Source organism: Paraburkholderia sp. BR10936 (assembly GCF_040965735.1).
GTDB lineage: Bacteria > Pseudomonadota > Gammaproteobacteria > Burkholderiales > Burkholderiaceae > Paraburkholderia > Paraburkholderia nodosa_A.
In genome coordinates this window covers 347,914-361,355 of sequence record NZ_JBFRCM010000004.1, presented here as the reverse complement: position 1 = coordinate 361,355, position 13,442 = coordinate 347,914, and the positions used below count along the sequence as shown (strand labels likewise).

At 65.8% G+C, this 13,442-nt stretch carries 12 protein-coding genes; 8 read left to right on the top strand and 4 right to left on the bottom strand.

The window, feature by feature from the left end:
- Window positions 1–220 precede the first annotated feature (220 nt).
- From dapC to cls, 6 genes are all read left to right on the top strand, one after another.
- Window positions 221–1,444 (top strand): succinyldiaminopimelate transaminase, encoded by a 1,224-nt coding sequence (gene dapC, locus AB4Y36_RS11270; protein ID WP_342945840.1) that lies wholly within the window; start codon window positions 221–223, stop codon window positions 1,442–1,444.
- Window positions 1,445–1,526: 82 nt separating this feature from the next.
- Window positions 1,527–2,354, top strand: a complete 828-nt coding sequence (gene dapD, locus AB4Y36_RS11265) for a 2,3,4,5-tetrahydropyridine-2,6-dicarboxylate N-succinyltransferase (protein ID WP_069265609.1) — start codon at window positions 1,527–1,529, stop codon at window positions 2,352–2,354.
- Entirely contained in the window at window positions 2,354–2,719 is a 366-nt protein-coding gene (locus AB4Y36_RS11260) for an ArsC family reductase (protein WP_368682996.1), read from the top strand. Before dapD ends, AB4Y36_RS11260 begins: the two co-directional genes overlap by 1 nt.
- A 125-nt stretch (window positions 2,720–2,844) precedes the next feature.
- On the top strand, window positions 2,845–3,984 hold the full coding sequence (gene dapE, locus AB4Y36_RS11255) for a succinyl-diaminopimelate desuccinylase (protein WP_321925410.1): 1,140 nt from the start codon (window positions 2,845–2,847) through the stop codon (window positions 3,982–3,984).
- A 33-nt stretch (window positions 3,985–4,017) separates the two neighbouring features.
- Entirely contained in the window at window positions 4,018–4,914 is an 897-nt protein-coding gene (gene prmB, locus AB4Y36_RS11250; protein ID WP_069265607.1) for a 50S ribosomal protein L3 N(5)-glutamine methyltransferase, read from the top strand.
- Between the two features lie 167 nt (window positions 4,915–5,081).
- Window positions 5,082–6,524, top strand: a complete 1,443-nt coding sequence (cls, locus tag AB4Y36_RS11245; RefSeq protein WP_342945842.1) for a cardiolipin synthase — start codon at window positions 5,082–5,084, stop codon at window positions 6,522–6,524.
- A gap of 24 nt (window positions 6,525–6,548) precedes the next feature.
- Here the strand turns inward: cls and AB4Y36_RS11240 are convergent, their stop codons facing one another.
- Entirely contained in the window at window positions 6,549–7,031 is a 483-nt protein-coding gene (locus AB4Y36_RS11240; protein WP_069265605.1) for a glutathione peroxidase, read from the bottom strand.
- Window positions 7,032–7,192: 161 nt separating this feature from the next.
- Between AB4Y36_RS11240 and AB4Y36_RS11235 the strand changes: the two genes are divergently transcribed.
- Window positions 7,193–9,142: an ATP-binding cassette domain-containing protein gene (locus AB4Y36_RS11235; protein ID WP_368682995.1), complete on the top strand. Its 1,950-nt coding sequence runs from the start codon at window positions 7,193–7,195 to the stop codon at window positions 9,140–9,142.
- A gap of 66 nt (window positions 9,143–9,208) precedes the next feature.
- The gene (locus tag AB4Y36_RS11230; RefSeq protein ID WP_368682994.1) at window positions 9,209–10,438 is read left to right on the top strand and encodes a CaiB/BaiF CoA transferase family protein; all 1,230 of its coding nucleotides are present in this window, start codon (window positions 9,209–9,211) and stop codon (window positions 10,436–10,438) included.
- Between the two features lie 67 nt (window positions 10,439–10,505).
- Here the strand turns inward: AB4Y36_RS11230 and AB4Y36_RS11225 are convergent, their stop codons facing one another.
- The 3 genes from AB4Y36_RS11225 to alr all read right to left on the bottom strand — a co-directional run bounded on the left by AB4Y36_RS11225 (window position 10,506) and on the right by alr (window position 13,374).
- Window positions 10,506–10,769, bottom strand: a complete 264-nt coding sequence (locus AB4Y36_RS11225; RefSeq protein ID WP_042265827.1) for a DUF2866 domain-containing protein — start codon at window positions 10,767–10,769, stop codon at window positions 10,506–10,508.
- 141 nt (window positions 10,770–10,910) lie between these two features.
- A complete protein-coding gene (gene radA, locus AB4Y36_RS11220; RefSeq protein ID WP_069265603.1) occupies window positions 10,911–12,287 on the bottom strand; it encodes a DNA repair protein RadA in 1,377 nt (458 codons plus the stop codon).
- A gap of 16 nt (window positions 12,288–12,303) precedes the next feature.
- Window positions 12,304–13,374, bottom strand: a complete 1,071-nt coding sequence (gene alr / locus AB4Y36_RS11215; RefSeq protein WP_069265602.1) for an alanine racemase — start codon at window positions 13,372–13,374, stop codon at window positions 12,304–12,306.
- Between the last annotated feature and the right edge of the window lie 68 nt (window positions 13,375–13,442).

The following is a 13,442-nucleotide window of genomic DNA, read 5'->3' as shown; positions in this document are numbered from 1 at the left end:
TCGTCGCCAGGCAGGCACCGGCCGCGCCAGGGCGGGATCCGGCCGGCGCCCGCAGCAGCAGCGGCGCCACGCTATAATCGACGGCTTGCAGCCGCAAGGCCGCGCCGTTCATCGGTGTTTGTACGCCGAGCGCGGTGCAACCGGCCCGCCGGCCCGCAGTGGCCACCCGAATCCTGCGCGCCACGCCATCCGTCTTTCGCCCACGCCTGTCCAGCCCCAAGTGAATCCGCTACTCGACACCCTTCAGTCCTATCCCTTCGAAAAGCTGCGCGTGCTCTTCAAGGACATCACGCCGAACGCCGGCCTGCGCCACATCAGCTTCGGGATCGGCGAGCCGAAACACCCCACGCCGGCGCTGATCCGCGACGCCATCGTCGCTTCGCTCGACGGCCTCTCGTCGTACCCGGCCACGGCGGGCACCCCTGCGCTGCGCGAGTCGATTGCGAACTGGGTGAAGGCGCGCTACGGGCTGCCGGCCATCGATGCGAACACGGAAATCCTGCCTGTGTCCGGCTCGCGCGAGGCGCTGTTCGCGCTCGCGCAGGCCGTGGTCGACCCGACAGCGGGCGTGAAAGACCCGGCAAAGCGGGCGATCGTACTCTGCCCGAACCCTTTCTACCAGATCTACGAAGGCGCCGCGCTGCTCGGCGGCGGCGAGCCGTACTTCGTAAATAGCGATCCGGCCCGCAACTTCGCCTGCGACTATTCGCAGGTTCCCGAAGAAGTCTGGGCGCGCACGCAGCTGCTGTACGTGTGCTCGCCCGGCAATCCCACGGGTGCCGTGATCACGCTCGACGACTGGCGCGAGCTGTTCGCGCTCTCCGACCGCTACGGCTTCGTGATCGCCTCGGACGAGTGCTACTCGGAGATCTACTTCGACGAGGCCACGCCGCCGCTCGGCGGTCTCGAAGCGGCGCACAAGCTGGGCCGCGGCTTCGAGCGCCTCGTCATGCTGTCGAGCCTTTCGAAGCGCTCGAACGCGCCGGGCATGCGCTCGGGGTTCGTCGCCGGGGACGCCGCCATCCTCAAGCAGTTCCTGCTGTACCGCACCTATCACGGCGCGGCACTGTCGCCGGTCTGGCAATCCGCCAGCATCGCGGCATGGGGCGACGAGGCGCACGTGCGCGAAAACCGCGCGAAATACGTGAAGAAGTTCTCGACCGTCACACCCATGCTCGCCGACGTGCTCGACGTGAAATTGCCCGACGCCGCGTTCTACCTCTGGGCCAACGTCGCGCGCACCGGCCTCGCGGACACCGCGTTCGCCCAGCGTCTCTACGCCGACTATAATGTGACGGTTCTGCCCGGCTCGTTCCTCGCGCGCGAGGCGCATGGCACGAATCCGGGTAAAGACTTCGTGCGCATGGCGCTCGTCGCCGACGTCGAGGAGTGCATCGAAGGCGCGCAGCGCATCGTCGAGTTCTGCCGCTCGCTCAAACCGTAAAGCCTTTTTCGTGCGCGCCGCGGTCCTGCACCTCGCGACGCGCAACACCGCTTTCAACCATCAATCTCACGAAATCACCGCCATGTCGCAACAACTTCAGCAGATCATCGACACCGCCTGGGAAAACCGCGCCGACTTCTCGCCCAGGTCGGCTCCGAACGACGTGCGCGAAGCCGTCGCCCATGTCATCGCCGAGCTGGACAAAGGCGCGCTGCGCTGCGCCGAGAAGAAGGACGGCGACTGGGTCGTCAACCAATGGGTGAAGAAGGCCGTGCTGCTGTCGTTCCGCCTGGAAGACAACGCACCGATGCCCGCGGGCGGCTACAGCCAGTTCTACGACAAGGTGCCCTCGAAGTTCGCCAACTACACGGCCGAAGACTTCGCCGCGGGCGGCTTCCGCGTCGTGCCGCCGGCCATCGCGCGCCGCGGCTCGTTCATCGCGAAGAACGTCGTGCTGATGCCGTCGTACACCAACATCGGCGCGTACGTCGACGAAGGCACGATGGTCGATACGTGGGCCACGGTCGGTTCGTGCGCGCAGATCGGCAAGAACGTGCACCTTTCGGGCGGCGTCGGCATCGGCGGCGTGCTGGAGCCGCTGCAGGCCAACCCGGTCATCATCGAAGACAACTGCTTCATCGGCGCGCGCTCGGAAGTCGTGGAAGGCGTGATAGTCGAAGAGAACTCGGTCATCTCGATGGGCGTCTACCTTGGCCAGTCGACCAAGATTTACGACCGCGAAACCGGCGAAGTCTCGTACGGCCGCATCCCGGCAGGCTCGGTCGTGGTCGCGGGCAACCTGCCCTCGAAGGACGGCTCGCACAGCCTGTACTGCGCCGTGATCGTCAAGAAGGTCGACGCCAAGACGCGCGCCAAGGTCGGCCTGAACGAGCTGCTGCGAGGCGACTGATGGCGAAGTCCGCCAAGACCGTCGTCTACGGCATTCCGAACTGCGACACCGTGAAGAAGGCCCGTGTGTGGCTCGAAGAGCACGGCGTCGAGTTCGAGTTTCACGACTTCAAGAAAGCGGGCGTCTCGAATGCGCTCGTCCAGGACTGGCTCAAGGACGTGTCGCTCGATCAGCTGATCAACAAGCGCGGCACGACCTGGCGCGGCCTGTCGGACGTGCACAAGGCCGAAGCCGACACGATCGCCGGCGCGATCGCGCTGATGATCCACAAGCCGTCGATCATCAAGCGGCCCGTCGTCGTGGTGAACGGCCGCGTAAAGACGCTCGGCTTTTCCGCCGACCAGTATGCGGAGCTGTTCGCTTGAGCGCCGCATGAGACCGGTGCGTCTGAACTGCTTGATGGCAGCTTGGGCGCACATGGTCATGACACGTTGTTGCCGGCCCCTGCTCCATCAGCGGCGCCGGCATTTTTATTGAAAGTGGTCTTTTTATGTCCGCCACCCTCGCCCTTACCGAAGCCCTGATCGCGCGCGCGTCCGTCACGCCCGACGACCAGCACTGCCAGCGCATCATGACCGAACGCCTTGGTGCGCTCGGCTTCGCGTGCGAAACGATCGAATCCAACGGCGTGACCAACCTGTGGGCCGTCAAGCGCGGCACTGCGGGCGCGCAAGGCCCGCTACTCGCCTTCGCGGGCCACACCGACGTCGTGCCCACCGGCCCCATCGAGCAATGGAGTTCGCCGCCGTTCCAGCCCTCGCATCGCGACGGCATCCTCTATGGCCGCGGCGCCGCCGACATGAAAACCTCGCTCGCGGCCTTCGTGGTGGCGAGCGAAGAGTTCGTGGCGGCGCATCCGCAGCATCGCGGCGCCATCGCGTTCCTCATCACGAGCGATGAAGAAGGCCCGGCCACCGACGGCACCGTGAAGGTCGTCGAGGCGCTGCAGGCGCGCGGCGAGAAAATGGATTACTGCATCGTGGGCGAGCCGACTTCGACGCATACGCTCGGCGACTGCGTGAAGAACGGCCGCCGCGGCTCGATGTCGGGCAAGCTCGTCGTGAAGGGTGTGCAGGGGCATATCGCCTATCCGCATCTCGCGAAGAACCCGGTGCATCTGCTGGCGCCCGCGCTCGCCGAACTCGTCGCCGAAAAGTGGGACGACGGCAACGAGTACTTCCCGCCCACCACGTGGCAGGTGTCGAACATGCACAGCGGCACCGGCGCGAGCAACGTGATTCCGGGCCACGCCGATGTGATGTTCAACTTCCGCTTCTCGACCGCGAGCACGGTGGAAGGCCTGCAAAAGCGCGTCCACGCGATCCTCGACAAGCACGGCCTCGAATACGACCTGCACTGGAGCGTGAGCGGCCTGCCCTTTCTCACGCCGCGCGGCGCGCTCTCGAATGCGCTCGAAAAAGCGATCCACGACGAAACCGGTGTCACGACCGAGCTTTCGACCACAGGTGGCACATCCGATGGCCGCTTCATCGCCCGCATGTGCGAGCAAGTCGTGGAGTTCGGGCCGCCGAACGCCAGCATCCACAAGATCGATGAGCATATCGAAGTGAAATTCATCGATCCGCTCAAGAACGTCTATCGCCGCGTGCTCGAACAGCTGATCGCCTGACCGGCCCACCGAACACGCTCTGGAGTCCAGAACATGACCCATCCGCTCGCCGCTACCTTTGCCACCGTTCGCGACCTGCTGCGCTACGGTGTCTCGCGCTTTTCGGCCGCGCAACTCGCGTTCGGCCACGGCTCGAACAACGCCTACGACGAAGCCGCGTACCTGATCCTGCACACGCTGCATTTGCCGCTCGACCTGCTCGACCCGTTTCTCGACGCGCGCCTCACGAGCGAGGAAATCGACAAGGTGCTCGGCGTGATCGAGCGCCGCGCGACCGACCGCGTCCCCGCGGCCTACATCACGCAGGAAGCGTGGATGCACGGCCTGCGCTTCTACGTGGATGAGCGCGTCATCGTGCCGCGCTCGTTCATTGGCGAGCTGCTCGCAGACGGCCTGCAGCCCTACGTGGAAGATCCTGAACAAGTCACGGCGGTGCTGGAGCTATGCACCGGCTCGGCGAGCCTTGCGATTCTCGCGGCGCACGCGTTTCCGAACGCCGACATCGATGCGGTCGATCTGTCCGCACCCGCCCTCGAAGTGGCGCGGCGCAACGTGCACGAACACGATCTCGACGAGCGCATCGCCCTCTTCGAAGGCGACCTGTACGCGCCGCTGCCCGAGCGCCGCTACGACGTGGTCATCACCAACCCGCCGTACGTGAACGCCGACTCGATGCAGGCGCTGCCGCCCGAATACCGCCACGAGCCGGAACTGGCGCTCGCGGGCGGCGCGGACGGCATGGACATCGTGCGCCGCATCGTCAAGGACGCACGCAACTGGCTCACCGACGACGGTGTGCTGGTGATCGAAATTGGCAACGAACGCGAGAACGTGGAAGCGGCGTTCGGCGGCCTCGATCTCGTCTGGCTCTCGACGAGCGCCGGCGACGACCAGGTCTTCCTGATCCAGGCCTGCGACCTGCCGGTCTGATCGTCCTGTGCGAAAGAGCCGCGGCGCCTGTGCGCCGTGTCTCGCCGCGCGCAGGACCGGGGCGCTCGCCGTCATCGCAGCGGGTTCGGTAAGATTGAGCCCTCCGGCCGTGCGCTTCCCGGCGCGGGCCGGTCCTGCGTCCGGCTGAAGGAGCGTCCCACGCATCTATGCGATTCGACTGGTCACATCTCGGCACGCTGCTCGCGATCATCCATTTGCTCGGACTGATCGCAGCGTGCCACGCCATCCTCAACACGCGCACCTCGCAAGGCGCGATTGCCTGGGCCGTCTCTCTCGCGACGATGCCCTACCTCACGCTCGTCCCGTATCTCTTTCTTGGCCGCAGCAAGTTCGCGGGCTATGCGGACGCGCGGCGGCTGCGCAACGAAACCTTGCGCTCACGCGCTCACGCGCCCGACTGGGACAAGCTCGTCCGCGCGGGCGAATGGCCTGCCGACGAGCTGGGCGTACGCGTGATCCGCACATTCGCGCGCCTGGGCGGGATGCCGCTCGTGCCGGGCAACGCCGTGCGCACGCTCGTGAATGGCGAAGCGACCTTCTCCGCCATCTTCGATGCGATCGAGCAAGCCCGGCACTACGTGATCGTGCAGTTCTTCATCGTGCGCGCCGACGCGCTCGGCGACATGCTCAAGGACGTGCTGCTCGACTGCACGAAACGCGGCGTACGCGTGTACTTCCTCTACGACAGCATCGGCTCGTTCGACCTGCCCGCCAGTTACGTGCACGAGTTGCAGGACGGCGGCGTGGAAGTGCACCCGTTCTCGACGAAGCGCCACTTCGTGAATCGCTTCCAGCTCAATTTCCGCAACCACCGCAAGATCGTCGTGGTGGACGGCCAGCACGCATTCGTGGGCGGCCACAACGTGGGCATCGAATACCTGGGCGCGAACACGCGCCTTTCTCCGTGGCGCGACACGCATATCGAACTGCGCGGACCGGCGGTCGCCAACGTGCAGTTCGCCTTCACCGAGGACTGGTACTGGGCCACCCAGCAGTTGCCCGGCTGCGAGCCGCCCACGGTCGTGCCGCGGGACGGCGACGACATGTACTGCCTCGTTCTGCCCACGGGGCCGGCCGACCGCCAGGAGACCTGCTCGCTCTTCTTCGTCGAGGCGATCAACGCCGCAAAAAAACGCCTGTGGATCACGACGCCCTACCTCGTGCCCGACGAAGCCGTGTTTTCGGCTCTACGCCTCGCCGCACTGCGCGGCGTGGACGTGCGCATCATGATCCCGAGCCGGCGCGACCATTACGTGGTCTTCGAGGCGTCGATGCTGTATGCCTTCGATGCGGTACGCGCGGGCATCCGCATCTTTCGCTACAAGCCGGGCTTTCTGCACCAGAAGGTCGTGCTGATCGACGACGTGGCTGCGGCGATCGGCAGCGCGAATCTGGATAACCGGTCGTTTCGCCTGAACTTCGAGATCATGGTGCTGACCGTGCATCGCGGCTTCGCGGCCGAAGTCGAAGCGATGCTGCTGCGCGATTTCGACGAAGCGTTCGAGATCGATCGCAGCGAATACCGCGACGCGCCCGCGTGGCGCAAGATCACGATGCATCTCGCGCGGCTCTTCGCGCCGATTCTCTAGCGCGCCTGCGCCGCCAGGCTGCGCTCAGAGCTGCTTCTCGATGTCCGCTGCAATCGCCTCGGGTTTCGTCATCGGCGCATAGCGCTTCACCACATCGCCGTTGCGGTCGACCAGAAACTTCGTGAAATTCCACTTGATGCCGCCGAGCCCGAGCAGCCCCGGCGCCTCGCCCGTGAGCCAGCGATACAGCGGATGCGCGTTCGCCCCTTTCACGTCGATCTTTTCGAACATGGGGAACGTGACGCCGTAGTTCTTCTCGCAGAAGCTGCCGATCTGCGCGGCGTCGCCGGGTTCCTGCTTGCCGAACTGGTTGCACGGAAAGCCGAGCACCGCGAGCCCGCGCGCGGCGTACTGGTCATACAGCGTTTGCAGGCCCGCGTACTGCGGCGTGAATCCGCATTCGCTCGCGGTATTGACGATCAGGAGCACCTTGCCCGTATAGCGCTCGAGGCTCACCGGCTCGCCGCCGCCGAGCGGTTGCGCCGAAAACGAATAGATCGATGTCATCTGGCTCTCCCGTGGAAAAGCGCCAGTCTACGTGAGAAAACGCGCAATTAGCACTCGACCAGACGGCTAGCCGTTCGGCCAATGCCGGCCTGAGCGCGCCCAGGCTGCGCGCCCCGGTTTAAAATAGCGCTTTCTTTCGTTTTCTTCCCGTCGGCGCCGTCGTGATCCGCTTCAACCAATTCAGTCTTGCCCGCGGCACCAAGCCGCTTTTCGAACAGACCTCGTTCACGCTGAACCCCGGCGAAAAGGTCGGTCTCATCGGCGCGAACGGCGCGGGCAAATCGACCCTGTTCGCCGTGCTGCGCGGCGAACTGCACGCCGACGCCGGCGACTTCTCGCTGCCGCCGTCCTGGCGCATCGCGCACGTCGCGCAGGAAACGCCGGCGGTCGAGCGCACCGCGCTCGACTACGCGCTGGACGGCGACGCCGCGCTGCGCGAAATCGAGGCCCGCATCGCCGCGGCCTCGGCGGCGCACGACGGCGCGGCGGAAGCCGAAGCGCACGGTGCCTTCGCCGACGCCGATGGCTACACGGCTCCCGCGCGAGCCGAAGCGCTGCTCCTCGGCCTCGGCTTCACGCTCGAGCAAACGCGCCAGAGCGTCTCGAGCTTCTCGGGCGGCTGGCGCATGCGCCTGAACCTCGCGCAGGCGCTCATGTGCCGCTCCGACCTGCTGCTGCTCGACGAGCCCACGAACCACCTGGATCTGGACGCGATCGTCTGGCTCGAAGACTGGCTGCACCGCTATCCCGGCACGCTCGTCGTAATCTCGCACGACCGCGAATTCCTCGACTCGATCTGCAACGTCACACTGCATCTGGAGAACCAGCAGATCAAGCGTTACGGCGGCAATTACTCGCAGTTCGAGATCCTGCGCGCGCAACAACTGGCGCTCCAGCAAAGCGCCTATGAAAAGCAGCAGCGCACCGTCGCCCATCTGCAAAGCTTCATCGACCGCTTCAAGGCCAAGGCCACCAAGGCGCGCCAGGCGCAAAGCCGCGTGAAGGCGCTGGAAAAGATGGAGTTGATCGCACCGGCGCACGCCAGTTCGCCGTTCACGTTCGAATTCCGCACGCCCGACTCCGCGCCCAACCCCATGCTCGTGATGGAAGACGTGCGCTGCGGCTATCGGGCTGAAGATGGCAGCGAAACGCCCATCGTCGAGCGCGTCACGCTCTCGATCCAGAACGGCCAGCGTATCGGCCTGCTCGGTGCGAACGGCCAGGGCAAGTCCACGCTCATCAAGACGCTCGCGGGCACGCTCGCGGCGCTCTCCGGCGAGCTGAGCACGGGCAAGGGCCTGCAAATCGGCTATTTCGCGCAGCACCAGCTCGAAACGCTGCGCCCGGACGACTCGCCGCTCCAGCATCTCGCCCGTCTCGCACCCGACACGCGTGAGCAGGAGCTGCGCGACTTCCTCGGCGGCTTCAACTTCCCCGGCGAAATGGCCACGGCGCCCATCGCGCCGTTCTCGGGCGGCGAGAAGGCGCGCCTCGCGCTCGCGCTCATCATCTGGCAAAAGCCCAACCTGCTGCTGCTCGACGAGCCGACCAACCACCTCGACCTCGAAACGCGGCATGCGCTCACCATGGCGCTCGCGCAGTTCGAAGGCACGCTGATCCTCGTGTCGCACGACCGGCATTTGCTGCGCGCCACGACCGATCAGTTCATGCTGGTGGCGAAGCACCGTCTGCAGCCGTTCGACGGCGACCTCGACGACTACCGCGACTGGCTGCTGCAACACGCGGCCGAGCAACGCGCGGCGCTCAAGGAGGCCGCTTCCGGCACGGCGGATGCGGCAAATGGCGCAGGTGCCGCCGATGGCGTCAATCGCAAGGAACAGCGCCGCCAGGAAGCCGGGCAGCGCCAGAAGGTTGCGCACCTGAAGAAGCCGTTACAGGCGAAAATCGGCAAGATCGAAAAGGAAATGGATGCGCTCAACAGCGAAAAGAGCACGCTCGACACCTTCGTCGCCGACCCGGCGAGCTACGAGCCTCAGCAGAAGAGCCGCCTGACCGACGCGATTCGCCGCCAGGCCGAAGTCGCCTCGCGCCTCGAAACGCTCGAAGCCGAATGGCTCGATGCGCACGAGGAACTCGAGCAGATCGGCTAGCGCAACGCTGCTTCACCATCGCGCCACCAGGCGCTTTCGCCAGGTATTTTCGCCAGGGAGCCACGAGTGTCGTCACCCGCCGCATTGCAGGGCCTTCGCGTACTGGATCTGACCCGCCTCTTGCCTGGGCCCGTGGCCACGTTGCGGCTCGCGGAAATGGGCGCCGATGTCCTGAAAATCGAGCCGCCCGGTGCAGGCGACGCGGCGCGCGTGATGATGCAAAGCGCAGTGGACGAAGTGGCCGCGCGCCCCGGCGCGTTCTATCGCCTCGTCAATCGCGGCAAGCGCGAAACGCGAGTCGATCTGAAGACCGAGAGCGGCCGTTCGGTGTTGTTTGCGCTTGCCCGCGACGCCGACGTGCTCGTCGAAAGCTTCCGGCCCGGTGTGATGGACCGCCTCGGCGTAGGCTACGAGGCATTGCGCAAGGTCAATCCGAAACTCGTCTACTGCGCGATCACGGGCTACGGCACAACCGGCCCGTTCGCCGGCCATCCTGGCCACGACATCAACTATGTCGCCTATTCGGGCGTGCTCGACCAGTTGGCCGCGCGCGACGGCGTGCCGGTGCTGCCCAACTTCCAGATTGCCGACCTGCTTGGCGGCGCACTCAGTGCGGTCACCCAGATTCTCGCGGCGCTCTGGCAGGTGGCGCGCGGTGGCGAAGGTCGTTTCGTCGATGTTTCGATGGCGCACGCGAGCTACGCGCACAACGTGGTCGCCCAGGTCGCGCTCGCCAACGACGACGCCGCGGCGCTGCAGCCGGGCGGCGGTCTGCTCAACGGCGGCGTGCCCTGCTACAACCTCTATCGCACGCAAGACGGGCGGTGGCTCGCCGTCGGCGCGCTCGAACTGAAGTTCTGGCAGACGCTGTGCCAGGCCCTTGGCCGCGACGACTGGGCCGAGCGGCACTGGAGTCTCGGTCAGGCGATCGGCGGCGCGGATGCCGCGGCGCTCACGCGCGAGTTGGCGGCCATCATCGAGTCGGAGTCGCTGCAGACCTGGATCGACCGTCTGGAGGCGATCGACACCTGTGTATCGCCCGTCCTCACGCCAGGCGAGGCGTCGCGCCATCCCCTCTTCAACGCCGACGTGCTGCAAGCCATGATGGACGAAATGGCCGCGAGGCAAACCCAGCAGGCCACGCCCGGTATGCAGGCAGCGCCTTTTCAGCCAGGTGTTCCTACGCATGCCGCCCAACCTGCCCGACCGGTCCAACCCGCCCAGCCAGGCCAAGGCACCGACACGCCGGGCGCGCCTGGCGGCAAGAAGCCCTTCACTTACGGCCCTTGGGGCTAGGCCTCGCCGTATCCCGCATCACCCTTGGCATAATGAAAAATGGGCGCATCGCAGCGCCCATATTTGTTTAGCGTCGCGGCAGCGTTTGCCGCGGCGACCGCTCGTCGTCGTACATGACGTACTTGCGGCCTTCCACGTGGTGCGCAATGGTGCTGCGCACTTCGGCCGCCGTCACGTCTTCTGCTACCACGCGGCGCGAAATGCGCCCGTCGCCATCGATCCACTCGACGATGCGGCACGTGCTGCCCCAAGGTTGCATGAGCGGCTCGGACACCCGGCAGCCGCGCACGACGATCGAACGACCGCCGAAGGACGTATCAGTCTGTTTCAAGTCGCTATCCTTTCCGCTCGACACGGGTTGAACACCGCGCCAAGGATAGGGAAATCGCAGTCTGAAATGGTTACAGCCGGAACCAGGGTTGTTACTAATCATTACGCGCCAGTACAGGCCATCTGCACGTGCGTGGCGCGCTCAATCCAGTTCGCGTATCCGGTCGATCGCTTCCTCGAGGCGCTCCACCGCAATCACCTGTAAACCTTCGATCGGCTGTTTCGGCGCATTGGCGCGGGGAATCAGGGCGCATGAAAACCCGAGCTTCGCGGCTTCCTTTAAACGATCCTGCCCGCGCGGCGAGGGTCGGATCTCGCCCGCGAGGCCGACTTCGCCAAAAACGATCAGACCCTTGGGCAACGCCTTGTTACGCATCGAAGAATGAATGGCGAGCAGCACGGCGAGATCGGCGGCCGGCTCCGTGATCTTCACGCCGCCCACGGCGTTGAGAAACACGTCCTGATCGAAGCACGCGATGCCGGCATGGCGATGCAGCACCGCCAGCAGCATGGCAAGCCGGTTTTGTTCGAGGCCGACGGCGAGGCGTCGTGGATTCGGCACGTGCGCCGTATCGACGAGCGCCTGCACTTCGACGAGCAACGGACGCGAGCCTTCCTGGGTCACGAGCACGCAGGAGCCCGGCACGCTCTGCTCGTGCTGTGAGAGAAAGAGCGCCGAGGGATTCGCCACGCCGCGCAGGCCCTTCTCCGTCATCGCGAACACACCCAGCTCGTTGACCGCGCCGAAGCGGTTCTTGAACGCGCGCACGAGCCGGAACGACGAATGCGTGTCGCCTTCGAAATACAGCACGGTGTCGACGATGTGCTCGAGCACCCGCGGACCCGCCAGGTTGCCCTCCTTCGTCACGTGGCCGACCATGATGATCGCCGTGCCCGACTGCTTCGCGATGCGCGTGAGCTGCGCCGCGCACTCGCGCACCTGGGCGACCGAACCGGGCGCGGAAGTCAGCGCTTCGGAGTAGATCGTCTGGATCGAGTCGATGACCGCGACGTCGGGCTTCTCGGCCTCGATCGTCGCCTGGATCTTTTCGAGCTGGATCTCGGCGAGCAGTTGCAGCTCGCTCGCCATGGAGCCGGGGTCGAGCAGCGCCAGTCGTTGCGCGCGCAACGCGATCTGCGCCGCCGATTCTTCGCCGCTCACATAGAGCGCACGACGCTCAGCCGCGATTTGCGCGAGCGACTGCAAGAGCAGCGTCGATTTGCCGATCCCGGGGTCGCCGCCGATCAGCACCACGCCGCCTGCGACGAGGCCGCCGCCCAGCACGCGGTCGAACTCGCCCACGCCGGTCGTGAAGCGCGGCACGTCGGACGCCTCGATATCGGCGAGACGCCGCACCGGGGCGCTCTTCGCGAGCGACTGGAAACGGTGGCTGCTCGCCGTTTCCGCAACGCCCTCCACGAGCGTGTTCCAGGCGCCGCACGCGGGGCACTGGCCTTGCCACTTGGGAGCCTGCCCGCCGCATTCGGTACATGTATACAGTGTCTTGACCTTCGCCATGCTCTTTGCCATGGCGTTATTCGGCCCGCACGGGAACACGCGGCGCAACGGCGCACATCAGCTCGTAGCCGATCGTGCCGCAGGCTTTCGCGACGTCGTCGATGGGCAGATTGTTGCCCCACAGCTCCACGCGTGCGCCCACGCCCGCGGTGTGCACTGGCGTAAGGTCGACGGTAAGCATGTCCATCGAGACGCGGCCCACCACATGCGTGAGCACGCCGTCGACGATCACGGGCGTGCCTTCGGGCGCGACGCGCGGATAGCCGTCGGCGTAACCGCACGCCACCACGCCGATGCGCATGGGCTTGCGCGCCGTGAAAATCGAGCCGTAGCCGACGGTCTGTCCTTCAGCCACATGCTGCGTGGCGATGAGTTCCGACGCGAGCGTCATGGCCGGTTGCAGGCCTGTGCCTTCGAGCGCCGAGGCGAAACCCGATGGCGAAGCGCCATACAGAATGATGCCGGGGCGCACCCAGTCGAAGTGCGTCGAAGGATGCCACAGCGTGGCGGCCGAATTGGCGAGGCTGCGCGCGCCGGCAATGCCTTGCGCGCCGCGCTCGAACGTTTCCATTTGCTCGCCGACGCCGCGCGGCGTGTCGGCGTCGGCGAAGTGCGTCATCAGCGTGATCTGGCCGATGCCTGCACAGGCACGCGCACGCTCCCATGCGGCGCGGTACTTCTCCGGCGTGTAGCCGAGCCGGTTCATACCGCTGTTCATTTTGAGCTGGACGTTGACCGGCTTCGACAGACGCGCCATTTCGAGCATGCGCATCTGCTCGTCGCTGTGCACGACGGTCGTGAGGCTGTAGCGGTCGATCACGTCGATGTCGGTCGGCCGGAAGAAACCTTCGAGCAGCAGGATCGGCCCCGCCCAGCCGAGTTCGCGCAGCTTCACGGCCTCCTCGAGGTCGAGCAGGCCGAAACCGTCGGTTGCGCGCAGGCCGGGGAACGCGCGCGCAAGCCCGTGCCCGTAGGCGTTGGCCTTCACCACGGCCCAGATTTTCGACTTTGGCGCGTACTGGCGGACGACGGCGAGGTTATTGGCAAGAGCGGCGGTGTGAATCGTTGCTGAGAGGGGGCGCGGCATGGGAGATTTTTTCGCAAAGACGCTTTCGAATCAGGAGCTTACAGGGTGTTTTCAGCGCCCCGCAGGCC